We start from the raw sequence: 23,034 nt of genomic DNA, 5'->3' as shown, positions 1-23,034 counted from the left end.
TAATGTAAAATGGTAGATTTGTGCGTTAGGCAAAATTTGCACACACGTCATTTTAGCCTTCTATTCACAATTATAATTTCAGAAGATTCATGCACATCGCAGTATCCGGCAATATAGGTTCAGGAAAAACCACTCTTACAGAATTATTAGCAAAACATTACCATTGGGAACCTGAGTTTGAAGAGGTTGACAACAACCCTTACTTGGATGATTTTTACCGCGAAATGCAGCGCTGGTCTTTCAACTTGCAGATATTCTTCCTCAATTCTAGATTGAAGCAGGTAAAAGAGATTCATGACTCGGGCAAAAACGTGGTGCAGGATAGAACCATTTACGAGGATGCGCACATCTTTGCCCCCAACCTGCATGCTATGGGCCTTATGCCTAGCCGTGATTATGAAAATTACCTCTCGCTTTTTCACCTTATGGAATCGTTTGTAAAAGCACCCGATTTGTTAATTTACTTACGTGCATCCGTACCTACCTTGGTGGGGCAAATTCAGCAGCGTGGCCGCGATTATGAAAACAATATTCGTTTGGATTATTTGAATAGGCTAAACGAGCGCTACGAAGCTTGGATTAGCAGTTATGACAAAGGAAAGCTACTTGTTATAAATGTAGATGAAAACAAATTCGCTCATAACCCTGAGCATCTGGGAGAAATTATAAATCGCATAGATGCTGAGCTAAACGGACTTTTCTAAAATTAGTCCGAAGCAGTCGTACCAATGAGTGCTATTTCATCGTTTTAGATTTCTAATACCAGTACTTGAAGCCACACACCAGATACCTTGTAGGAGAGAAAATAATGTATTTCAGCATGATATACTTTGCTGCAGTACTGCCTTTTCAGTTCAGAGCACTATCTCCCACCATTGGTATTATTGGCATTTTGTTGGGTTGGCTGATTTCATTCAGGCCTAAACAGGCATTGCTCTGTTTTAAGAAAAATGTTCCGCTTTGGTTTGTTTCAGGACTTTACCTACTGGGGGCATTGAGCTATTTTTACACTGAAGACAAAGACACGTGGGGGCGCCTGATGGTATTAAAAATGCCTACTTTATTACTGCCTCTTGCATTAGGTACCTCTGCCAAATTTGGACAAAAGCACTACAAACATTGGCTCCTCACCTTTGCCTTTTCTACAGCATTGAGCTGTTTGGTTCTCTTTTCTATCGGGCTTTACCGCCAAGCTTTAGATCCCTCACAAAACTATCTTTATCATCAAAACTTTGTAGCCTACCACCTTATTGCCGTGCACTACTTTACCATGTATTGTAGTTTCGCTTTTATAATCCTACTCTATTACTATCTTAAAGCAAGACCCAAAGCTTTTGGCAAAAAAGTAATATTCTTTCTCTCACTTTCTGCTTTAGCAGCCGCTATATATGTAGGTGCGGCACGTATGCAAATTGTAACATTCTTATTAATATCTATCATATTTATCACTTGGTATTTTGGCAACAAAAAGAGCTGGAAAAAACTCCTAATTTACCAAATGATTGCGCTCGGGGGTATTGTTGGTTTGGCTTTAATCATACCCGGTTCTCAAAAAAGAATAATTGAAACTTACAGGGAATGGATGGTTTATGAAGGCAAAAGCGATGATTATCAAACCAACCACCGAGTATTTATATGGCGTGACGCGATGAAAGTGATTGAACAAAATCCTTTACAGGGCGTAGGTCTTGGCTCAGCAGACAATGAACTAAATGAATATTTAAAGCTGGAAACAGCCAAGTTTTGGCGCGGCAATAGACCTTATACTTTAGGAGAAACAAATTACAATTACCACAACACCTACTTACAACATTGGGCAGCTTTGGGAATACTTGGCCTCACCTTCTTAGTAATGGCCTTTCTCTGGCCTTTTATAAAAATGGGAAAGTATTCGTTTTTGGGGTACGCTATGCTCTTCATTCTGGGAACAAGTTTTATTACAGAATCGATGCTTGAAAGGCAAGCCGGCACACTTTTCTTTGCCTACTTTTTTGCTATGCTTATCGCAAATGCCAATAACTCCTTTAGGCCATCAGCTCTTAGTGACTACAAAAAGCCTGCTTAGATATCCGGATGCAGCTTCATCGTCTTTCAGAAATTTCACATCACCATTATAATCTGGCTCAGTTTGATTAGTATTCACAGCTAGCTTAATTTCTCCACCGGCTTTCTTTACTAATTGATTTATCGCACCTTCACTTACAGGGTGCATATCCATATTAAAACCTTTTCCAATACCAATTAAAGCAAGGCGCTCTCTTATTCTCAAGAAAGTACGGATGCGCTGCATTAAACTAAATTTCCTAACATCTTTAGTAGGGATTTGAAACACGGCCAATCCTCCTGGTTTTATCAATCGTATAAATTCGGTAATAAAACCAACCGACTGCGCTGAAGGTATGTGCTGAAGCGTAATTACAGTAAAGGTCATTGAAAAGCTGTTGTCAGGAAATTGCCCTAAATCTTCAACTTGATTAAGCTTAAAACTAACCTTATCGGCAAATTCTTCGTTTTCTTTTTCTGCCAAGGTAATCATAGTAGGACTGGCATCCACTCCTACCACTTTATTAAAATGCTGAGAAAGTGCGCGTGAAATACGACCAGCACCACAGCCAAAGTCCATTACTAATTCAAAGTCTACGGGCTGAACTTGCTGCTCCTTTAGGTAAGCTAAAATGTTTTCTACCTCTTGTTTCCCCGAGTTAAAAAATTGAGACTTATCCCACTTTTCACCTCTTAGTTTTTTATCGGTAAGGATAGACCACAAAGCATCATTTTGCGCCAAGCCTTCCCAGTTTTTCATCGAAGTTTTATACCCCATTTTCCTCTCTTAATAAGCTGTCAAAGATAGTGTAATACTCTCTGCAGCCTTATTACAAAATGCAAAGACCCTCCTTAATGGAAGGTCTTTTTAATAACGTTAATCCTTTTCTTTTATCGAAGATGAATTCGACCACTCACCACTTTATCATGGGTCACTGTTACTTCAATAATAGCTGGAATTTCACCAGCTTCACTTCGCACCAAAGCGCTACCCGTAATGAAGCCATTCAAATAGCTAGCCGCACCTGGAACAAAAACCTGAGCTGACTCAAAACCAGTCATATCCTTTTGATCTGGAGATCCTAGAGTTTGCATTTCAAACTTTAACTCATAAATACGATCGCCCTCTAATGATGCATATTCAATTTCTGAAACTGTGGCCGAACCAACTCTTCCGTCTTGAAGAACTATCATTATAGATCCTTGAACATCACCCGACATTGCATGACCATTCATATTGTGACTAGCCTCTCCTGTATTCAAATGAGGTGCGATTACCAACGAAACTATACTCATCAATTTGATAAGTATGTTCATAGAAGGACCGGAAGTATCCTTGAAAGGATCACCCACAGTATCTCCAGTTACAGAAGCTTTGTGTGCTTCAGAACCTTTATATTCCATTTTACCGTCAATCTCTACCCCCTGCTCAAATGATTTCTTGGCATTATCCCAGGCACCACCAGCATTATTCTGGAAAATCCCCATAAGCACACCACTAACGGTAACTCCGGCAAGCAATCCACCAAGCATTTCTGCTGAAGAAGTTTCTGGGAATACATCTTTAAAACCAAAACCAACAAGAACTGGCGTAATCAAAGCTATGGCACCAGGTAGCATCATTTCACGAATAGATGCTTTGGTAGAAATTTCAACACATTTTTCGTACTCAGGCTTAGCCTTGTATTCCATAATGCCGGGAATCTCCTTAAACTGACGTCTTACTTCATGCACCATAGCCATGGCCGCACGGCCTACAGCCGAAATTGCCAATGACGAAAAGATGAAAGGAATCATCCCTCCCACAAATAACATTGCCAAAACTGGCGCCTTATAAATATCGATTGCTTCGATACCTGCAATACCCACAAAAGCGGCAAAAAGTGCCAAGGCCGTAAGTGCAGCAGAAGCAATGGCAAAACCTTTTCCAGTAGCAGCGGTAGTATTTCCTACAGCATCTAAGTTATCTGTACGTCCACGAACTTCTTCTGGCAAACCACTCATCTCAGCAATACCCCCTGCATTATCCGCAATTGGGCCAAATGCATCAATAGCCAGCTGCATAGCGGTAGTAGCCATCATACCAGCTGCGGCAATTGCCACTCCGTATAATCCTGCAAAAGAATAAGATGAAATAATACCGGCAGCCAAAATCAAAATTGGAATTACAGTAGACTGCATACCCATGGCTAAACCACCGATAATGTTGGTAGCATGACCTGTAGAAGATTGTTGAATAATACTATTCACTGGTTTTTTACCCATAGAGGTATAAAACTCGGTAATCCAACTCATCAACGCACCAACTATGGAACCTACCAGAATAGCCCAGAAAACATCAAGATTCGAGAAATCATACCCTCTCAATGAAAGACTTTCCGGAAGCATCCAAAGACAAAGTGGATAAGAAGCAATCACCACCATGATGATAGATGACCAGTTACCAATATTTAGCGCATTTTGTACTGAGCTATTTTCATTGCTAATACGAACAAACAACATGGATATCACAGAAAAGATAAGTCCCATCCCTGCAATTACCATTGGTAAAAGGATTGGTGCCATTCCATTAAAATTGTCAGCTGATGAAATTTCCTGACCCAAAACCATTGTTGCCAAAATAGTAGCTACATAAGAACCGAAAAGGTCAGCGCCCATACCAGCCACATCACCTACGTTATCACCCACATTATCAGCAATAGTTGCAGGATTACGAATGTCATCTTCAGGAATACCAGCTTCTACTTTACCTACAAGGTCGGCACCCACGTCAGCGGCTTTGGTATAAATACCACCACCCACACGGGCAAAAAGCGCAATAGACTCAGCTCCTAATGAAAACCCTGCCAATACCTCAATGGCTGTTTTCATTTCGTGACCCGTCATCAATGCTCCTTCAGGCACAAACATATTATAGAATACGATGAACAGACTCCCCATACCAATTACTGCAAGACCGGCAACACCAAGGCCCATTACCGAACCTCCGGTAAATGAAACTTTGAGGGCTTGTACCAAACTGGTACGTGCAGCCTGGGTGGTTCTTACGTTAGATTTTGTAGCGATACGCATACCTATATATCCTGCCAAAGCAGAAAGAACAGCTCCAATAACAAATGATATAGCGATAACAGGACTTGAGTGCTCTACCAAAGTTCCGGAATAGCCCAAAAGAATAGCGGCAATAATTACAAAATAGCTCATCACCTTCCATTCTGCTTTAAGGAAAGACATAGCTCCATCGGCAATATAGCCGGCCAACTCTTTCATATTAGCATCTCCCGCATCTTGCTTAGATACCCAGGCAGATTTAATAAGCATTACAATGATTCCAACAACCCCTAAAGCCGGGATCAGATAAAGTAACCAGTCGTTCATATTTGTATGTTAATTTAGGTAGGGAAAATCACCCTAGGTTATGAATTAGAAAGCCTCCCGGAGTTTCAGGAGGCTTTCAAATGTAAAAGAAAATTTGATAGTAGTGTAGTTAGCTCGAAATTCAGCCCTACAAATTTCTGCCCTCAGGATTTATAAATCGGGAGCGTTTAGAAGTAAGCAATTAAATATCATAGAGCACATAAATTTTCTGAACCACACTTCAAAAAACTCAATGAATTAGATTTAAGCTATCGTATCAGTTTCCAGTTCTCGCTCAAAATAAACTACATCCTTGTGATCCAAATCGTCCTGAATTTTACAATAGTATATTCTATCAACGTAGCGTCTTACAATCAGTTTCTGCTCTGGGTTCGCTTTTGAGTGAACCACCTCTCCCTCTCTGTATCTATTTTCCATAATAACTGTTTAATGTAAGATTAGCTCCCATAATACATGGAAGGTGACATAATCGGACTACCATGTGCCTACCTAGATTAAAATTTCTTGATGATCCTTTAGATGTAGGCAGATCTATGTCTTGTCCAAAGGTGGTGATATTAATCCCCTAAACCTTCACATCATTGTGCAAATAACTTACCTGCATAAACGGATTTTGTGTGTGTGTCTAAATAGCTGGAAACGTCCATGTTTTGCAAAAAACAAAAAGCCCTCTCAGTTTAAACCAAGAGGGCTTTTCAATATTTATAAAAAAGTATTTCTACTTCTTGTACATCACACCATTTACGGCTTCTATGATTTGGTCTACCTGTGGCAAAAATGCTTCTACCAAAGTAGGTGCATAAGCCATTGGGGTGTCAGCAGTGGTAATTCTACGTACTGGGGCATCTAGGTAATCAAAAGCTTCACGCTGCACTACATAAGTTACTTCTGTAGCGATAGAACCCAGAGGCCAGGCCTCTTCTACAAACACCATACGGTTGGTTTTCTTTACAGATTCCAACACGGTAGCGTAGTCAATAGGACGTACAGAACGAAGATCAATAACTTCTGCTTCTACACCATCTTCGGCTAATTTATCAGCAGCTTTGTAAACTTCCTTCAAAATCTTACCAAAAGAAACGATGGTTACATCTTTTCCTTCGCGCACCACATTGGCTTTACCAATTTCTACCAAGTATTCTTCTTCAGGTACTTCGCCTTTGTCGCCATACATCTGCTCGCTCTCCATCACCAATACCGGATCATTATCACGGATAGCGGATTTCAAAAGCCCCTTCATATCATAAGGATTGGAAGGCACCACAACCTTAAGACCTGGAGTGTTGGCATACCAGCTCTCCAAAGCTTGTGAGTGTGTAGCTCCTAGCTGACCAGCAGAAGCCGTAGGCCCACGGAATACGATTGGCACATTAAGCTGCCCACCAGACATCTGGTACATTTTGGCAGCGTTGTTTATTATTTGATCAATAGCCACCAACGAAAAGTTGAAGGTCATAAATTCTACTATGGGACGAAGGCCATTCATAGCCGCACCCACGCTTATACCTGCAAAACCAAGCTCTGCAATTGGGGTGTCTATTACTCTTTTAGGACCAAATTCGTCAAGCATACCTTTTGAAGCTTTGTAGGCACCGTTGTATTCGGCTACCTCTTCGCCCATCAAGTATACGTTCTCGTCTCTGCGCATCTCTTCGCTCATGGCTTCTGCCACGGCTTCACGAAACTGAATTATTCTGCTCATCTCTCGTTTTAAAAATCGGTCGCTAAATTAGAAATTTATAAACATACCCCGCCCTATAATTGTAAACCTTATATAATAGCGTGTAGCTTTTTTCACTGCGGCATTTTAGCTATTTTCGCCATCCTCTTATTTATAATCAATTTCATGTCTATCATATGAAGGTATTAGTTTGTATTAGTCACGTACCAGATACTACTTCCAAAATCAATTTCACAAGCGACAATAAGGAGTTTGACAAAGCGGGAGTACAATTTGTAATCAATCCGTACGATGAGTTTGGTTTAACCAGAGCCATCTGGTTGCAAGAAAAGCAAGGTGCTACGGTAACCGTGCTAAATGTAGGAAGAGCCGAAACCGAGCCTACTTTGCGTAAAGCTTTGGCCATTGGCGCCAATGATGCAATCCGCATTGATGCAGATCCAACTGACGGATATTTTGTAGCGCAGCAAATTGCAGCTGTAGCCAAAGAAAATAATTATGACTTGATCATTGCCGGTAGAGAATCTATCGATTACAATGGTGGCCAGGTGCCCGGTATGCTTGCCGCAATGTTGAATATTCCATTTATCAACGCCTGCATGGGTCTTGAGGTAGAAGGCGAGAAAGCTTCTCTTATCCGCGAGATTGATGGTGGTAAAGAAAAAATTAGCGCTAGCCTGCCATTAGTAGTTGGCGGACAAAAAGGTTTGGTTGAGGAGAAAGACCTTAAAATTCCAAACATGCGTGGTATTATGAGCGCACGTACTAAGCCATTGGCAGTGCGTCCAGCAGTAGATGCTGACCACAAAACAAGCGTAGGATCATTTGAAAAGCCAGCTCCAAAAAGCGCGGTAAAAATGATTGATGCCGATAACGTTGAAGAATTAGTAAGCCTGTTGCACAACGAAGCGAAGGTTATATAATCACCAAAAATTTTAAAGACACATGTCAGTAATAGTATATCTCGAAAATTGGGAAGGAAAGTTTAAGAAAAACACCTTTGAAGCTGCTCAGTATGCTGCAAAAACTGCAGAGATGATGGGCACTGAAGCCATCGGTGTAACCTTTGGTGATATTAGCGATGACGCTTCTGTAATCGGAAAATATGGCCTTAGCAAAGTGATCAACCTTAAGGGTGGTGACTTTACAGAATTTAATAACTACAAGGTAGCTGCTGCACTAAAAGACGTAGCCAGCCAAAATGGTGGTGACACCTATATTATCAGCGGAACCTTTAACGGTAAAGCTGTTGCACCAGTACTAGCTATTCAAACTGAAGCTGGTTTGATTACCAACGTAATCGACATGCCAAGTTCTACTTCTCCCCTTACGGTAAAAAGAAGTGTATTTAGCAGTAAAGGGTTGGTAAGCTATAGCACCGATGTAGCTAATCGCATTGTAGTTTTTATCCCTAACTCAGTAGGTGTAACCGAAGGTGAAGGAAGCGCAGAAATGAGCGAAGGAAGCGTATCTGTTGGTGATGTTCCACAGAGCAACGTTACCGATGTAGATCGCGTAAAAGGTAAAATTCCATTACCAGAAGCTGAAAGAGTAGTATCTGGAGGCCGCGGTATGAAAGGTCCTGAAAACTGGGGAATGATTGAAGAACTTGCCGAAGTACTTGACGCAGGTACCGCTTGTTCTAAGCCAGTAAGTGATATGGGCTGGAGACCACACACCGAGCACGTAGGTCAAACTGGTATCGCAATAAATCCCGACCTTTATATAGCTATCGGTATTTCTGGCGCCATTCAGCACCTTGCAGGTGTGAGCAACTCTAAAACTATTGTTGCTATTAATAATGATGCAGAGGCACCATTCTTTAAAGCTGCGGACTACGGTATTGTAGGCGATGCTTTTGATGTGGTTCCAAAACTTACCGAGGCCATCAAAAAATTTAAGGCCGAGAATTAATGGATAGAGTTCGTTTGCACATCAAAGGTCTGTCGTACAGTCAAACCCAGTCTGGGGCTTATGCTCTGGTACTTGGCGAAGAAAATGGTGAAAGACGCTTACCAATCATTATTGGTGGTTTTGAAGCACAATCTATAGCAATTGCGCTCGAGAAAGGAGTAAACCCTCCACGTCCACTGACGCATGACCTTTTCAAAAATTTTGCAGACGTTTTCCAAATAAAACTCAAGGAAGTTATAATTCACAAATTGCAGGATGGAGTATTTTTCTCCATCCTGGTTTGTGAAAATAATGGACAAGAGCAAGTGCTGGATGCCCGCACCTCGGACGCTGTGGCTCTCGCCATACGTTTTGATTGCCCCGTTTTCACTTATAAAGATATATTGGACAAAGCTGGAATTATTCTAAAAGAAGGCCAAGGGACAGGCAAGGCTCCAAGTGCACCAAAATCTACAATACAAACAGAAGAGGCAGCGGCTGAAACCACACCTGCTCCAAAAAGCACTTCTGATTTAAAATCCAAAAATTCGGACCAGCTCCACAAAATGATGGACGAAGCTGTGAACAATGAAGATTATGAGTTGGCAGCACGAATCCGTGATGAGATAGATCGCAGGAGTGCGAATTAATATCCAGGCTTCAGATGCTAGATTGTAGATTTCAGACTTTATTCCTGCTGAATTAAAACATCTCGTTCTACCAGGATAAAGAAAGCCCAAGGCTTTCCATGTCAATAGATTATTACCTCAACCAATCAGCAACCCCAGTGGGGCTGAATCATTCTTTGATCAAAGCAGTTTCAAGCTCTTTGTAAAACTTCTCGGTATCCTTATCGGCTGACAAATTAAAATACACCTCTTGTCTATCTGTAAAAAGATGAATCCAGGTGGTGCTATTATTTTTTATCACACGCACTATTTCCGCATCATTCACCCGCTGAAAGTTCCCTTTTTTAACCAAACCCAAAGAAAAACTTCCGGCATTGGTCATTTCGGGGAGTGAGTCGATAAGCTCAGTTTTTGAGATTTCATTCAAAGGAATATCCAAACCTCCTGCCCCCTCGATGACTAGCATGTCTTCGGTAATCGCCATATTATTACTCCCCATTGCCATGGTAAGGAAAAAAACCAATGGAAATAACACTACTAGCCCCGCAATCAGCTGTCCTTTCTTTTTCATCTTCTCAATTTTGAAGTGCCAAAGGTACAAGTAGCGCTTTCATTTTACCTGAAATTGTTAATCGTTTTTTGATAAGCTTCTAACGGAAACTTTCAATCTTTTGAAGGCTTAAATTATCTTTACCACCAAAGCAAAATTACCATGAAGCAGTACCACGAATTGATGCAGAGAGTGTTGGACGAAGGCGTTTTTAAAGGCGATCGTACAGGGACAGGAACCCAATCCGTTTTTGGTCATCAGATGCGTTTCAACCTTCAGGATGGCTTTCCTTTGGTTACTACCAAAAAGGTGCACCTAAAGTCTATTATTCATGAGCTTTTGTGGTTTTTGCAAGGTGAAACCAATATTCTGTATTTGGTTCAAAATGGAGTAAATATTTGGAATGACTGGCCTTTTCAAAGCTACTTGCGTCAAAACAATCTGGAAGAAAAATACCCCAAATACTCCGCAGAGTGGAAAGCCAAGATGAAGGAGTTTGTGGAAGAGGTAAAAGCTGATGATGATTTTGCAAAAAAATGGGGCGAGCTTGGCCCGGTTTACGGCAGCCAATGGAGAAACTTTGAAGGCGTGGACCAGATTTCTCAGTTGATAGAAGACATCAAAAACAACCCAAACTCACGTAGGCTTTTAGTTTCTGCCTGGAATCCTAAAGACGTTCCGGTAATGGCAAAGTCAGGGTTACCACCGTGCCACACCCTTTTTCAGTTTTATGTAGCCGAAGGAAAATTGAGCTGCCAGTTGTATCAGCGCAGCGCTGACATCTTTTTGGGTGTGCCTTTTAATATTGCCTCATACGCTTTGCTTACCATGATGGTAGCGCAGGTTTGCGACCTTGAGTATGGTGACTTTGTGCACACTTTTGGGGATGCGCATTTGTACTCTAACCATATGGAGCAAACAAAAGAACAGCTCAGTCGTGAGCCACGCGCACTTCCTGAAATGAAAATCAACCCCGAAGTGAAAAGCATTTTTGACTTTAAGATTGAAGATTTTGAATTGGTGAATTACGATCCATATCCAGCGATTAAAGCGGTAGTGGCTGTGTAACCCGACACCTCAACGTGTTAGCAACTAAAAATCAAAGGGATGAAATACCTCCTCTTACTATTATTTACACTATCGTTTGCTTTTAGCAAGGCAGAAGGTCTTCAGTTTACTGACTGCAACAGTCAGGATTGCAACGATAAAAAACTTCAGGATTTTGAAGAGCAAACTTTCAAGCTAATTCAAAGTAAGTTGGGATACATAGTATCCGATAGCCTGTACCTGTCTTTTAGAATAAATAATATTGGAGTTGTAACATTTAGTCATGAATTTGTGACCTCATCATCAATCACCTTGACATTGGCAAAAGAACAGATTAGAGCTTTGAGCGCTAAGCTCAAACCCAGCATCAACGGCAAGACTTACAGTTGGAGTTGGAAAATTTCTCTACCAAAGAATGTTAATGAGTACACAGCTTTTGAAAACACCATTTACTTCCCTTTAGTCTCTCAGTGCAACACATTCAACCAAAAAGGGAAAAAAGCCTGTTTCAGGTATGTCCTGAATGTAGCAGATTGGGAAATTTCAAAACGATATCCAAAAGACAATGCCCGCTACAACCTCTACTTTCAAAATGGCAAAGTAGTTGGAGTTGACCCCACTCGTCTCCCCCTTAACAAATCCTATACTGATAGCGCTGTTTCTGCCATCAATAGAAAGGTACTGCAAATGGCGGACAGTACAACTCTGCAGAATTCAGAAAATTTTGTAATAGAAATAGAAATGGGCAATACCTTCAATCGCTCATATGCAAAGAAACGGTTGAAGTATTTAAGAACCCTTTCCTCCAAACGAATGTATATTGATGAAACTTTTGAGTTTAGCGCCAAATACTATAACAGCAAACCCAAGAAAGAAGCCTCAAATGTCCTTAAAAACTTAGCTCACATAGGGATGGACAAATTGGACACCATTCAAGTCAAAGGAAAATCCTACTCTATTGATAGTATTAGAGGGGTTTCTGAAACTGGAATCGTTCTAGAAAAACAAAGGGACAACAGCTTTCCAATTTATGCTGGATGCGAAAACTCCACTAACAGCAAGGAAGAAACAAGGAAGTGCTTTCAACAGAAAATTTTAACCCACGTTTCTTCCAATTTCCAGTTCCCTGACGAGGCTAGAACGCAAGGCATTCAAGGACGTATCTATGTAAACTTTGTTATTGAAAAGGACGGCAGCATAGGTAATATTGATCTGATTAGAAATGTTCACCCCCTATTGGATTTTGAGTCAATTCGCGTTGTGTCAGAAATTCCCGATGTAGATAAACCTGCCATGCAAAAAGGAGAACCAGTACGAATGAGCTTCACTCTTCCTATCAACACTAAACTGCAATAGTGATTACATAGTCTTAAACTAAATCTACGTGTTTTTATAAATTCCTATTTTAGTTTTGCAACTCGCTAAAAACCACATTTAAAACTGCTACGATGAACCTTACAATAATTGCTGCGATGGCCAAAGGCCGTGTGATCGGAAAAGACAACGACCTTATTTGGCACCTTCCTGACGACCTTAAGCATTTTAAGAACTTGACAAAAGGGCATCATGTGATAATGGGTAGAAAAACCTACCAAAGCATGGGCAAACCATTACCGGGCAGAACCAATATTGTAATTACCCGTCAAAAAGACTTTAAAGCTGATGGTTGTATTTTGGTAAACAACATCGAAGAAGGGATTCAAAAAGCTGAAGGTGATTCCCAACCTTTTATTATAGGTGGAGGAGAGATTTACAAACAAGCCTTAAAATATGCTCAAACTATGGAGCTTACCGAGGTAAATGGCGAATTTGATGGTGATACTTTTTTCCCAACATTTGATGAAAAGCAATGGAAAGAAGTTAGTCGGACTCATCACCCAGTAGATGAAAAGCATAAATATTCGTTCGACTTTATACAATACTCCAAGTTATAGAACCTAAACCTATATCCAAATATAGACACATAACCAAACTCCAAATTTTAGCTTGTTTATTAATGATTTTCATTACTGGCTACAAGCTATTTGGTTTTATAGATGTCAATGCCCCGGTACTTATTTATAATGACCGATGGTACAGTTTGGATCCGCTCTTTCATTCCAGCTCCTTTTGGGAAGGCTTTACCTATCAGCATGGACCTCACCGCATGGGCTTTGCCTATCTTTTATTTTCTATTACGAGCTACCTAAGCGATTGGAATTCTCGGTGGGACATGTTTCTGCAAGCCGCTATTTATGTAGTATGCGCGCTCATGGCCTTACGGCTGAAATTTCTCATTTTCCAAAAAATGCATTGGACGGATGTTCTAATTCCTTGTATTTTCATTACTATCCAGTCTGCAGTTTCCGTAACCTTCAACCCATACATCCATGGGCTGATGCCCTTTTTTGCATTAGCGCTCGGTCTTTGTTATTATATACGCCCTAATATTCTGCGAGTTTTTGCCTTCTCAATTATTGCAGCCGTTGGCATTTTCAGCGGTTTCGTTCTTTTTGTTTCAGTATGCTTTATAGCTATTCAGACTTTGGTTTTAATTAAAACCGCGCAATATCAAAAGCTTTTTATCTTTTTACCCTTACCTATTATAGCATGGCTTTATTTAAGCCTATCACAGGTACACTCCATGAAACCCGAATTAACGAATGATATCTCTTACTACCTGGAATACGGCACTCTACTTAGCTGTAACTTCCTCTTGAATGGACGTTCCATATTTTGGCCATACATCCTACTTGCCTGTATTTCGGTTTTTACATTTTTAATAATATCGAATGTGAGATCGCTTTGGGCTCACCCCATGCGTGTATCCGCAATTTTTAGCTTACTCATTGTACCCCCATTGTTATTTATACTTGCCAATATTATTTCAAGGGCAGACATCGGTATGGCCAATGCACTTACCTCGCGCTACATCCCCGTCACTATGACGTTAGTCTTTGGCGTTTACTTAATGTTACTCAAAATCACTAATCGCTACTACCTGCAAGGTTTTCTACTTGTTGTTTTTACCTCCGTCATCCTAAGGTTTCAATTTACCCCCATGCCCGCACGCACCGAAAGGATTATTACTTTATCCAAAAATATAAAGGATTGGGAAAAATGTCTGCTGCAGGGAAACACATATAATAACTGCAAGAGCAAAACGAATTTACCATTGAAGCACAACGGAAACAAAAAAAGCCTCCAGGAAAAAATAGATTTCCTGAAGGCCAATAAGCTAAATATATTTAAAGAGTAACTACCCTACAGCTTTCAAAGCTTTCAAGGACATTTTCTCCATTTTTTGTGAAGCATATTCTTCATCTACTACCAAGGTGATTTCTTCATCATGGCTAGGCAAATCAAACATGGCATCGGTAAGAATCGTTTCAATAATAGAACGCAATCCACGAGCACCAAGCTTATATTCCATGGCTTTATCTACCACATAATCTAAAGCCTCTTCTTTAAAGTCCAATTCCACACTATCCAACTCAAGCAACTTAGCGTACTGCTTCATAATTGCATTTTTTGGCTTAGTAAGAATCTCTTTCAAAGTTTCTTTCTCAAGAGGGTTTAAGTGAGTAAGCACCGGAATACGACCAATCAATTCTGGGATAAGACCAAAAGTTTTCAAATCCTGAGGTGCGATATACTTAAGCATATTAGCAGTACTCACTGTCTCGCGTTGTTTTGTATTATGAAAACCTACAGAACGCGTATTTAGCCTTTTGGCAATATGACGAGCAATTCCATCAAATGCACCACCAGCAATAAACAAGATGCTACTCGTGTCAACTTCAATAAATTTTTGATCAGGATGCTTACGTCCCCCTTGTGGTGGCACGTTTACTTTAGTTCCTTCCAAAAGTTTAAGCAAAGCTTGCTGTACACCTTCACCACTCACATCACGAGTTATGGAAGGATTATCGCTCTTACGGCTAATTTTATCAATCTCATCAATAAAGATAATTCCGCGCTCAGCAGCTTTTAGATCATAATTGGCAGCTTGCAAAAGACGTGTCAAAATACTTTCTACATCTTCTCCCACATAACCAGCCTCTGTAAGCACAGTGGCATCTACAATAGTGAAAGGCACATTAAGCATGCGTGCAATGGTTTTTGCCAAAAGAGTTTTTCCGGTACCAGTTTCCCCTACCATCATGATGTTTGATTTTTCAATCTCCACATCACCTTCTATGGTATTGGTATTTGTCAATCTTTTGTAATGATTGTATACCGCTACTGAGAGTACTTTTTTAGCTTCATCCTGGCCAATTACATATTGATCCAAAAATTCTTTAATCTCACGAGGCTTTACCAGCTTCAGTGATTTACTAAGCTCTTTTTTCTCCTTCACATCCATCTCTTCCACCACTATACCATTAGCTTGGCGAATGCAGTGATCACAGATATGACCATTAATACCAGCGATTAATACATTGGTATCTTTTTTATCTCTTCCACAAAAAGAGCAGCTCAAGTTTTCTTTCTTACTCATATAGTAAATTAAGGATGGCAAAAATACGAAATCCGTTTGCACTTAGCGTACAAACGGATTTCCATATTACTATGCGCGTATAGACTTAGTCTTTTTCGGGACGCTTGCTTTCAAGCACTTCGTCAATCATTCCGTATTTTTTAGCTTCTTCGGCACGCATCCAGTAGTCACGGTCTGAGTCGTTTTCTACTGTTTCAAAAGGCTTGCCTGAATGCTTAGAAATAATCTCATACAATTCTTTCTTAAGGGTAAGAATTTGCTTCAAGCTAATTTCCATATCACTTGCCTGACCTTGTGCACCACCCATTGGCTGGTGAATCATCACACGGCTATGCTTCAGGGCAGAACGTTTACCTTCTGCTCCGGCACAAAGTAAAACCGCTCCCATAGAAGCTGCCATACCTGTACAAATTGTAGCCACATCAGGACCTACTAGCTGCATGGTGTCATATATACCAAGACCGGCATATACTCCTCCACCCGGGCTATTCAAATAAATCTGAATATCTTTTTTAGAATCTACCGACTCCAAAAACAATAGCTGAGCTTGAACGATATTGGCAACTTGATCATTAATACCTGTCCCTAAAAAGATGATACGATCCATCATCAAACGAGAAAATACGTCCATCTGTGCCACGTTGAGCTGACGCTCTTCGATGATATAAGGTGTAAGTGACGCCTGTAGATAATTCTCTACATGCATTGAGTTTATATCGTGATGGCCAGTGGCGTATTTCTTAAATTCTTTTCCGAAATCCATATGTTATTGATTTATATAAATTTTTACGAGTGTAAATAAAACAAAAAATGGCTCGACAAGATTCGAGCCATTTTAAAATTATGACAAAACAGCAGAATTAATTCTGCCGAAAGTTAAAAGAAATTACTTGCTGAGCATTTTTACAAACTCATCAAAGCTTACTTCTTTCTCATTAATTTTTACAGTTTCCTTGTAGAACTTAAGGAGCTTGTCCCCAAAAAGCTGATCAGCAATACGCTGAGATTCTTCCTGATTATCAAGCACACGCTTGGCAATATCTTCAAGGTCTTTTTCTTCAGGCTGCTGACCATACTGAGCCATTTGGCGCATTACCAACTCCTTCGTGTAGTTTACTAATTCTTCCTGAGAAACTTCAATTCCCTTTTCTTTTACCAGCTTACTTTCCACAAGTTGCCACTTAAGACTATCCTTCATTTGTGGATATTGAACCTCTACTTCTTCAGCAGTTACCGGCTTTTCGCCAGAAGTTTGCATCCACTTTTTAAGAAACTCGTCTGGAAGTTCAAATTTGGTTTTATCAAGCACCACATCTTTTACGTCTTCGTAAAACTTGCGATCGCTTTCGCCAATGAACATCTTTTCAGCATCTTCTTTAATGCGAGCTCTGAATTCTTTCTCATCTTTCACTGTGCCTTCACCAAATACCTTATCAAAAAGCTCTTGGTTCATTTCAGCTGGCTCTATCTTAGTGATTTCAGCAATAGTGATTTCAAACAAACCTGTTGAAGCTTCCACCGCCTCTTTTGTTGAACCAATCACATTGGCAAAGTTGAAATCTTCTTTAAAAGCTTTCTTGCTATCAATAGTAGCTTTATCACCTACTTTTAGTCCAGTAAGAGCTTTGATGGTTTTCTTATCATCAAGGCTGTCAAGACCTACAGAAGCGTTAGCAGTGATACCATCTTCTACAGCATTTCCATCTTTATCTACTTCTACCAAATCACCTTTGATGATGCAGTTTTCTTCTACAGCTTCTGGAGAAGACATTTTTCCAAAACGCTTAGCGTAATCCTCTACATAGCGATCTACCATTTTCTTGTCGGCAGAAATTTTGTAATAAGGAACTTTGGTTTTATCAGAAATTGAAAGTTCAAACTCAGGAGCAAGACCTATTTCAAAATCAAATGAAAACTCACTTTGAGTCTCCCAGTCTATATTATCATTAGGAACCGGAAGTGGATTTCCCAAGATATCCAACTTCTCTTCGCGCAAGTGATCCGTCACTGCATGTTGCAAAATGTGGTTCACTTCATCAATAAGAACAGCCTTTCCGTATTGTTTTTTGATAAGTCCGGTAGGCACCATACCTGGTCTAAAACCTGGAATTTTGGCATTCTTACGGTAGTCTTTTAATACTTTTTCTACCTTCCCTTGGTAATCTTCAGGAGTGATATTTACAGTTAATACTGCATTCAAGTCTCCTGTTTTATTGGTAGTTACATTCATCTTATACCTTTTATTTCCCTTTCAAAAATTGGAGCGCAAAGGTACATAAATTCTCTGTTTCAGAGAACCTTATCTACATTCTGTTAAGTAATTTTCATTTTTTATACATTGGCTGTTCATAACGAAACAACATGAAGAAACTTTTATTACCTACCCTCTTGGCTACTTGCGCCATTTTCTCAGCGCAAGCCCAAGAAAAGCTCTCCGGCCATCTTTACACCGGATGGTTATTCCCTCACAACGACTTTATTCATTCTGACTATGAAGGCAATAAACCTAACCTAGCCGTTGGAGCAGGTATAGGATATCAAATTGCTCCTGCCCTCACCCTGCGCGGAGATTTCATGGCAGGTAATATGGATGGAAATCATGAAATATATTATTATGAGACAAGTCTTTATGAGGCAAAGCTTGGCCTTGACTTTAATGTAATCAAGCTCTTTAATAAGGATTATGAAAAAATAAAACTTAATCTACATGTGGCACCGGGTATGATGTACTACTCTGCTAAGATGTATGATATTGATACTCGCGAAAAGTTGGTAGAATCGCCAGTACCAGGAGACAAAGCTCTATCTCCTAATTTTATTTTGGCATACGGTGGAAGCGTTGGTATTGCCCTAAGCCCAAAGCTGGATTTGAATCTTGGTTACTCCAATAGATTTGTGGATGAAGTAGAATGGATGGACGCAAACCAAAGCGGTGACTACTCCGATTATTATGGAATGGCACAAGTGGGCTTCACCTATTACCTAAAGAATGACCCAAGCAAAGTACAGGTAGACAAAAAAGCCTATGCTGATCTCAATAAAAAAGTCTCTAATCTTGAACAAACTGTTTCAGAAAATGAAGCAAATGGTGAGCGTATTGCCGAGCTTGAAATGAGCAATCAAGAGAAAACTATGCGGATTCAAACCTTAGAAGCAGAGCTAGACAGTGCCAAGACTAATTTTAGTACCGACATGGCCACCACCACAATACCTACTGGTGATGAAGCACCAGCCAATGCAGAAGCAATTTTGGGCGAACCGCAGTTCCGCATAATTGTAGCAAGCCTGCCAAACCGAGTAATGGCCCAACGCTGGATAGACCGTAGCAATCTTGACAAATCAGGGATGGTGGTTGCTTATATTGAAAACCTAAACACATATCGTGTAGTTTATAAATCTTTCCCATCCTTTGCTGCTGCCCGCAAAGAATTGCTAAACATCAAAGGATCTATTCCTGATGCCTGGATAGTGGAATTCTAAAAATGTTTAAAATCCATTTTTTAATGAAGATCGGTTACTTGCTCAAAGCATTTAATCGGTCTTTTTTTGTTTTACTTTCAGGCCTGAAATTTGTTACTCCCTCCAGACATGAATCACCCACTCTATATAAAAAATATGGTTTGCGATCGTTGCAAGAGCAGCGTTCGCAACATTCTTGAAGATCTTCAGATATCGTTTAAGGAATTAGAGCTTGGCGAAGTCACTCTGGAAAATCCATTGAACCAAGCACAACAATCTAACCTTAGCCACCAACTTTCCATACAAGGCTTTGAGCTGCTGGAAGACCGTGAAACCCAAATCATCAATCAGATAAAATCCGAGGTAATTAGATTTGTCCACCACCAGCCCACATCCGAAAGCCAAACTCTGAGCGCGCATTTAAGCGTTCACCTCAACAAAGAATACTCGAGCCTGAGCAAACTTTTTAGCCAGGTGGAAGGCAGAACGATTGAAAGTTACTATATCGATCAACGTATTGAGCACGTGAAGGAACTCATCATTTATGACGAACTATCGCTAAGTGAAATTGCCTACAAACTAAATTACAGCAGCGTAGCACACCTTTCGGGACAGTTTAAAAAAGTAACTGGAATGACGCCTAGCGCCTTTAAAAAGCTTGGTCCACAGGGCAGAAAATCCCTTGATTCAGTTTGAGCTTATAAATCCGTTCCATAATTGTGTAAATGCTATCAATTTCAATTTGTTAAATTTGCCCCAGTGAAAAAGCTAAAAGCCATATTATCCATTTCATTAATCGGAATACTGCTATTCTCCACCGTGGGATTTTCAGTAAGCCGACACTACTGTATGGGTATGCTTATGGACGAAAGCTTTTATAGCATTTCGGAAGGTTGTGAGGTAGCTACTGGTGATGATTGTGACAATCCCGAAGAGTCTATCAAAACAGATTGCTGCGATGATGAAAATCTAATATTTGCGGGTATTGATGTGATCAGCATCATAAAAAAGCAGTTGGATTTCACCCCTGCCCTTCCTGAAGTTTTTTCACCAAATTTTGCTTTTACTATTCCGCAAAATACAGACTACAAACTATTATCATTTTTCCCTCCACCAGAACCCCTGCCGTATGGCAAAAATCTTTTAGTGAAGGTTCAGCGATTCTTGATTTAGAATTCCCCGCCCCTGCGGAGAGGAGTTTGGCCTGACTCCTAAAAATCATAAATCCGGCCGATCTTTTTTATAAAACACAAAATTCTAAATCAATGAAATCTTTAAATAAAATCTTCTTCGTTTCTCTATTTTCTATTTTGGCAACAGCCACTTTTGCGCAAAGCCAAAAAGACACCACCATGATTGTAAATGGCGTGTGTGGCATGTGCCAGGATGTAATAGAAACCACAGCTCAAAAAGTACCTGGAGTATCTGCTGCCAGCTGGGATGTAAAGTCGAAAGTATTCTCAGTTTCTTATGACCCGGAGCAAACTAGCCTACAGGCCATCAGCGATAGCATCAATGTTTCGGGATACGACACGGAGTACAACACAGCTACAGATGAAGCTTACTACAGCCTTCACAAATGCTGCTACTACCGCGATCCTAAGGTAGTGGAAGACCACAAATAAGCCGTATCATGAAAAATATTGGAATCATACTGCTGGCATTTTTGCCACTGCTTGGTTATGCCCAAATTTCTGGTACGGTAAGCACTTTTGAAAATAATAAAAAGACACCTTTACCCGGAGCCAATGTATTTTGGGAAGGAACCGAAACAGGCACTACCACCGATGAAAATGGAAAATACACCATTGACCGTGTACCTGAATCCAGCACCTTGTCGGTTAGTTTTATTGGCTTTAAAGCCGAAAGCAAAGTCATCATTTCACGCACAGGAACCACAAACTTCATTATGCTTCCCGCTGAAAGCGAACTTAGCGAAGTAGATGTTGTGGGCCGTGTTGATGCCACTTCCATAGATTTGACAAGTGCTGAACTCACCTACAAAATAGATGATAAGGAATTGCGCAAGGCCGCTTGTTGTAATCTTAGCGAAAGCTTTGAAACCAATGCCAGTGTGGATGTAGCGTTTACCGATGCCGTAACAGGAACTCGCCAGATAGAGATGCTTGGCCTTGCCGGAAAGTACGCTCTTATCCAGCGTGAGAATATTCCCTTTGCTCGTGGGCTAAATGCCAATACAGGACTCAACTATATACCTGGTCCTTTTGTGCAAAGCATACAACTCACCAAGGGTTTGAGCTCTGTTTTGAATGGTTATGAAAGTGTAACCGGACAAATAAACGTGGAGTTTTATAAACCCGAAACGGCACCAGCTTTAATGTTTAACGCCTTTGCAAACCAAGGCGGGCGTATGGAGGCAAACGTAATAAGTGGGGTGGATATAAATGATAAAATTTCAACAGCATTTTTACTACACGGAAGTTTAAATCCTCGTATAAATGACGTAAACAATGATGGCTTTGTAGATATGCCTACCAATAGTCAAATAAACCTCAACAATCGCTGGCACTACAAGGGTGACAATGGTTGGGAAGGACAGATTGGAATTTCAGCTATACAGAGTGATAAATTAGGTGGACAAACGGCTTATGCCAAAAGTGACAGTCCTGCAGATAGCCTTTGGGGATTTGAATCTCATGGAAACAGAATTGAGCTTTTTGGTAAAAACGGTTACGTTTTTCAAGATGAAGCCTTTCGCAGTTTGGGACTTATGTACAGCTTTAGTTACCAAGATCACAATGGTCGATTTGGACAACGCAAGCATTATGGCGAGCAAAAGAGCGCCTACTTCAACTCTGTATTTCAGGATATAATTGGCACCACCACTCACAAGTACCGAGCAGGTATTTCATTGCAGATTGATGATGTGACTGATCAACTTTCTGAGATAAATACTGAGGGCTTTTTATATAATCAAAATCGCCAGGAAATAGTACCCGGAGCTTACGCGGAGTATACTTTTGAACCAGATGTAAAGTTCACCTTAGTGGCTGGCTTACGTGCCGATTACAACAGCTTTTATGAGCAAGCTTTTGTTACACCAAGGTTGAATCTGCGCTACATGCCAACAGAAAACACTACCCTAAGAATAGGTGGTGGACGCGGCCAGCGCTCGCCAAATGTGGTAGCCGAAAACTTGAATCTACTGGCCTCTTCCCGTACCATGAATTACAGTCAAATGGACAAATACATGGCTGAAATTGCATGGAACACAGGCGCCAGCGTTTCACAAAATATTCCTGTGGGGGAAAAGAAAATCGTGCTAAATGTGGATGCATTCTATACTTGGTTTGAAAATAAACTTGTAGCCGATTTAGATTTTGATCCTACTCAAGCTTACTTTATAAATGCGCAGGGAAGCAAATCTTTGAGTGTTTTGGCACAAGCCGATTATGAGGTTTTCAAAAACTTTGACTGGAGGTTGGCTTACAAATACCTCAACACTCAAGACGAATTTATCAATGGATTGGCGGCAAGCTACCTCATCCCTACCCATCGTGCTTTTACCAATTTTGGTTACCGCACCGAAAATGGTTGGAAGTTCGACCTGACACTAAATTGGTTTGGCGAAAAGCGCCTTCCTGACACTGAGCTTAGTCCGGCAGAGTTTCAGCAACAGCCTTACTCAGATGACTTCTTTACGGTAAATGCACAAATCAATAAGAGCTTTAAAAATGGTTTGGAGCTATTTGTAGGTGCCGATAATTTGCTGAATTACCGTCAGGATAATCCAATTGTAAATGCCGAAAATCCGAATGACGCCTACTTTGACACCAACTTTACCTGGGCACCGATTTTTGGTAGAAACATTTACGCTGGGCTTTATTATACTTTGGATAAAAAGAAGAAATAA

At 40.5% G+C, this 23,034-nt stretch carries 22 protein-coding genes; 14 read left to right on the top strand and 8 right to left on the bottom strand.

Features of this window, described 5'->3' with window-relative positions; genetic code table 11:
- The first annotated feature begins 89 nt into the window (after positions 1–89).
- Complete coding sequence (locus tag OWEHO_RS14690) at positions 90–704, top strand: deoxynucleoside kinase (RefSeq protein WP_014203280.1); 615 nt, start codon at positions 90–92, stop codon at positions 702–704.
- Between the two features lie 65 nt (positions 705–769).
- Positions 770–2,065 carry an O-antigen ligase family protein gene (locus OWEHO_RS14685; protein ID WP_041627657.1) on the top strand — a complete coding sequence of 432 codons (1,296 nt, stop codon included), beginning with the start codon at positions 770–772 and terminating at the stop codon, positions 2,063–2,065.
- On the opposite strand, the gene OWEHO_RS18040 is transcribed toward OWEHO_RS14685, so the two are convergent.
- The 4 genes from OWEHO_RS18040 to OWEHO_RS14670 form a co-directional block, all read right to left on the bottom strand.
- Complete coding sequence (locus OWEHO_RS18040; RefSeq protein WP_014203278.1) at positions 2,033–2,803, bottom strand: class I SAM-dependent methyltransferase; 771 nt, start codon at positions 2,801–2,803, stop codon at positions 2,033–2,035. The two genes, OWEHO_RS14685 and OWEHO_RS18040, sit on opposite strands and share 33 nt — an antisense overlap.
- Before the next feature lie 131 nt (positions 2,804–2,934).
- Positions 2,935–5,421, bottom strand: coding sequence for a sodium-translocating pyrophosphatase (locus tag OWEHO_RS14675; RefSeq protein ID WP_014203277.1), 2,487 nt, complete (start codon positions 5,419–5,421; stop codon positions 2,935–2,937).
- A gap of 243 nt (positions 5,422–5,664) precedes the next feature.
- Positions 5,665–5,838: a hypothetical protein gene (locus tag OWEHO_RS18520; RefSeq protein ID WP_014203276.1), complete on the bottom strand. Its 174-nt coding sequence runs from the start codon at positions 5,836–5,838 to the stop codon at positions 5,665–5,667.
- 301 nt (positions 5,839–6,139) lie between these two features.
- Positions 6,140–7,123: a pyruvate dehydrogenase complex E1 component subunit beta gene (locus OWEHO_RS14670; RefSeq protein WP_014203275.1), complete on the bottom strand. Its 984-nt coding sequence runs from the start codon at positions 7,121–7,123 to the stop codon at positions 6,140–6,142.
- A 155-nt stretch (positions 7,124–7,278) separates the two neighbouring features.
- On the opposite strand from OWEHO_RS14670, the gene OWEHO_RS14665 reads away from it, so the two are divergent.
- The 3 genes from OWEHO_RS14665 to OWEHO_RS14655 are packed head-to-tail and all read left to right on the top strand — an operon-like array spanning position 7,279 to position 9,645.
- Positions 7,279–8,025, top strand: coding sequence for an electron transfer flavoprotein subunit beta/FixA family protein (locus OWEHO_RS14665; protein ID WP_014203274.1), 747 nt, complete (start codon positions 7,279–7,281; stop codon positions 8,023–8,025).
- Between the two features lie 22 nt (positions 8,026–8,047).
- Positions 8,048–9,016, top strand: a complete 969-nt coding sequence (locus OWEHO_RS14660; protein ID WP_014203273.1) for an electron transfer flavoprotein subunit alpha/FixB family protein — start codon at positions 8,048–8,050, stop codon at positions 9,014–9,016.
- Entirely contained in the window at positions 9,016–9,645 is a 630-nt protein-coding gene (locus OWEHO_RS14655; RefSeq protein ID WP_014203272.1) for a bifunctional nuclease family protein, read from the top strand. Before OWEHO_RS14660 ends, OWEHO_RS14655 begins: the two co-directional genes overlap by 1 nt.
- A gap of 148 nt (positions 9,646–9,793) precedes the next feature.
- Here OWEHO_RS14655 and OWEHO_RS14650 read toward each other — a convergent pair whose 3' ends face one another.
- Complete coding sequence (locus tag OWEHO_RS14650) at positions 9,794–10,195, bottom strand: hypothetical protein (protein ID WP_014203271.1); 402 nt, start codon at positions 10,193–10,195, stop codon at positions 9,794–9,796.
- Positions 10,196–10,336: 141 nt separating this feature from the next.
- Here OWEHO_RS14650 and thyA point away from each other — a divergent pair, with 141 nt between their 5' ends.
- The 4 genes from thyA to OWEHO_RS14630 all read left to right on the top strand — a co-directional run bounded on the left by thyA (position 10,337) and on the right by OWEHO_RS14630 (position 14,459).
- On the top strand, positions 10,337–11,242 hold the full coding sequence (thyA, locus tag OWEHO_RS14645; protein WP_014203270.1) for a thymidylate synthase: 906 nt from the start codon (positions 10,337–10,339) through the stop codon (positions 11,240–11,242).
- A 39-nt stretch (positions 11,243–11,281) separates the two neighbouring features.
- Complete coding sequence (locus OWEHO_RS18035; protein WP_014203269.1) at positions 11,282–12,577, top strand: energy transducer TonB; 1,296 nt, start codon at positions 11,282–11,284, stop codon at positions 12,575–12,577.
- Between the two features lie 92 nt (positions 12,578–12,669).
- Positions 12,670–13,155: a dihydrofolate reductase gene (locus OWEHO_RS14635; RefSeq protein ID WP_014203268.1), complete on the top strand. Its 486-nt coding sequence runs from the start codon at positions 12,670–12,672 to the stop codon at positions 13,153–13,155.
- A 62-nt stretch (positions 13,156–13,217) separates the two neighbouring features.
- Positions 13,218–14,459, top strand: coding sequence for a hypothetical protein (locus OWEHO_RS14630; RefSeq protein WP_014203267.1), 1,242 nt, complete (start codon positions 13,218–13,220; stop codon positions 14,457–14,459).
- On the opposite strand, the gene clpX is transcribed toward OWEHO_RS14630, so the two are convergent.
- From clpX to tig, 3 genes are all read right to left on the bottom strand, one after another.
- On the bottom strand, positions 14,460–15,701 hold the full coding sequence (gene clpX / locus OWEHO_RS14625) for an ATP-dependent Clp protease ATP-binding subunit ClpX (RefSeq protein WP_014203266.1): 1,242 nt from the start codon (positions 15,699–15,701) through the stop codon (positions 14,460–14,462).
- Between the two features lie 85 nt (positions 15,702–15,786).
- Entirely contained in the window at positions 15,787–16,464 is a 678-nt protein-coding gene (gene clpP / locus OWEHO_RS14620) for an ATP-dependent Clp endopeptidase proteolytic subunit ClpP (protein WP_014203265.1), read from the bottom strand.
- 123 nt (positions 16,465–16,587) lie between these two features.
- Positions 16,588–17,931: a trigger factor gene (gene tig, locus OWEHO_RS14615; protein ID WP_014203264.1), complete on the bottom strand. Its 1,344-nt coding sequence runs from the start codon at positions 17,929–17,931 to the stop codon at positions 16,588–16,590.
- Between the two features lie 131 nt (positions 17,932–18,062).
- Here tig and OWEHO_RS14610 point away from each other — a divergent pair, with 131 nt between their 5' ends.
- From OWEHO_RS14610 to OWEHO_RS14590, 5 genes are all read left to right on the top strand, one after another.
- Positions 18,063–19,181, top strand: a complete 1,119-nt coding sequence (locus tag OWEHO_RS14610) for an SPOR domain-containing protein (RefSeq protein WP_014203263.1) — start codon at positions 18,063–18,065, stop codon at positions 19,179–19,181.
- Between the two features lie 108 nt (positions 19,182–19,289).
- A complete protein-coding gene (locus OWEHO_RS14605) occupies positions 19,290–19,856 on the top strand; it encodes a helix-turn-helix domain-containing protein (RefSeq protein WP_014203262.1) in 567 nt (188 codons plus the stop codon).
- Between the two features lie 63 nt (positions 19,857–19,919).
- Entirely contained in the window at positions 19,920–20,333 is a 414-nt protein-coding gene (locus OWEHO_RS14600) for an HYC_CC_PP family protein (protein ID WP_143764623.1), read from the top strand.
- Positions 20,334–20,425: 92 nt separating this feature from the next.
- On the top strand, positions 20,426–20,785 hold the full coding sequence (locus OWEHO_RS14595) for a heavy-metal-associated domain-containing protein (RefSeq protein ID WP_014203260.1): 360 nt from the start codon (positions 20,426–20,428) through the stop codon (positions 20,783–20,785).
- Between the two features lie 8 nt (positions 20,786–20,793).
- Positions 20,794–23,034, top strand: coding sequence for a TonB-dependent receptor (locus tag OWEHO_RS14590; RefSeq protein ID WP_014203259.1), 2,241 nt, complete (start codon positions 20,794–20,796; stop codon positions 23,032–23,034).

This window comes from Owenweeksia hongkongensis DSM 17368 (assembly GCF_000236705.1).
Taxonomy (GTDB): Bacteria; Bacteroidota; Bacteroidia; order Flavobacteriales; family Schleiferiaceae; genus Owenweeksia; species Owenweeksia hongkongensis.
This window is presented reverse-complemented; position numbering and strand designations above follow the sequence as displayed.

What these genes read in the sequence shown, in the direction of transcription:
- OWEHO_RS14670 (WP_014203275.1), bottom strand. Translation starts at nt 7,123, where the DNA reads ATGAGCAGAATAATTCAGTTTCGTGAAGCCGTGGCAGAAGCCATGAGC.
- OWEHO_RS18040 (WP_014203278.1), bottom strand. Translation starts at nt 2,803, where the DNA reads ATGAAAAACTGGGAAGGCTTGGCGCAAAATGATGCTTTGTGGTCTATC.
- OWEHO_RS14635 (WP_014203268.1), top strand. Translation starts at nt 12,670, where the DNA reads ATGAACCTTACAATAATTGCTGCGATGGCCAAAGGCCGTGTGATCGGA.
- OWEHO_RS14675 (WP_014203277.1), bottom strand. Translation starts at nt 5,421, where the DNA reads ATGAACGACTGGTTACTTTATCTGATCCCGGCTTTAGGGGTTGTTGGA.
- OWEHO_RS14650 (WP_014203271.1), bottom strand. Translation starts at nt 10,195, where the DNA reads ATGAAAAAGAAAGGACAGCTGATTGCGGGGCTAGTAGTGTTATTTCCA.
- clpP (WP_014203265.1), bottom strand. Translation starts at nt 16,464, where the DNA reads ATGGATTTCGGAAAAGAATTTAAGAAATACGCCACTGGCCATCACGAT.
- OWEHO_RS18035 (WP_014203269.1), top strand. Translation starts at nt 11,282, where the DNA reads ATGAAATACCTCCTCTTACTATTATTTACACTATCGTTTGCTTTTAGC.
- OWEHO_RS18520 (WP_014203276.1), bottom strand. Translation starts at nt 5,838, where the DNA reads ATGGAAAATAGATACAGAGAGGGAGAGGTGGTTCACTCAAAAGCGAAC.
- OWEHO_RS14590 (WP_014203259.1), top strand. Translation starts at nt 20,794, where the DNA reads ATGAAAAATATTGGAATCATACTGCTGGCATTTTTGCCACTGCTTGGT.
- tig (WP_014203264.1), bottom strand. Translation starts at nt 17,931, where the DNA reads ATGAATGTAACTACCAATAAAACAGGAGACTTGAATGCAGTATTAACT.
- OWEHO_RS14610 (WP_014203263.1), top strand. Translation starts at nt 18,063, where the DNA reads ATGAAGAAACTTTTATTACCTACCCTCTTGGCTACTTGCGCCATTTTC.
- thyA (WP_014203270.1), top strand. Translation starts at nt 10,337, where the DNA reads ATGAAGCAGTACCACGAATTGATGCAGAGAGTGTTGGACGAAGGCGTT.
- OWEHO_RS14605 (WP_014203262.1), top strand. Translation starts at nt 19,290, where the DNA reads ATGAATCACCCACTCTATATAAAAAATATGGTTTGCGATCGTTGCAAG.
- OWEHO_RS14655 (WP_014203272.1), top strand. Translation starts at nt 9,016, where the DNA reads ATGGATAGAGTTCGTTTGCACATCAAAGGTCTGTCGTACAGTCAAACC.
- OWEHO_RS14595 (WP_014203260.1), top strand. Translation starts at nt 20,426, where the DNA reads ATGAAATCTTTAAATAAAATCTTCTTCGTTTCTCTATTTTCTATTTTG.
- OWEHO_RS14665 (WP_014203274.1), top strand. Translation starts at nt 7,279, where the DNA reads ATGAAGGTATTAGTTTGTATTAGTCACGTACCAGATACTACTTCCAAA.
- OWEHO_RS14660 (WP_014203273.1), top strand. Translation starts at nt 8,048, where the DNA reads ATGTCAGTAATAGTATATCTCGAAAATTGGGAAGGAAAGTTTAAGAAA.
- OWEHO_RS14630 (WP_014203267.1), top strand. Translation starts at nt 13,218, where the DNA reads ATGATTTTCATTACTGGCTACAAGCTATTTGGTTTTATAGATGTCAAT.
- clpX (WP_014203266.1), bottom strand. Translation starts at nt 15,701, where the DNA reads ATGAGTAAGAAAGAAAACTTGAGCTGCTCTTTTTGTGGAAGAGATAAA.
- OWEHO_RS14690 (WP_014203280.1), top strand. Translation starts at nt 90, where the DNA reads ATGCACATCGCAGTATCCGGCAATATAGGTTCAGGAAAAACCACTCTT.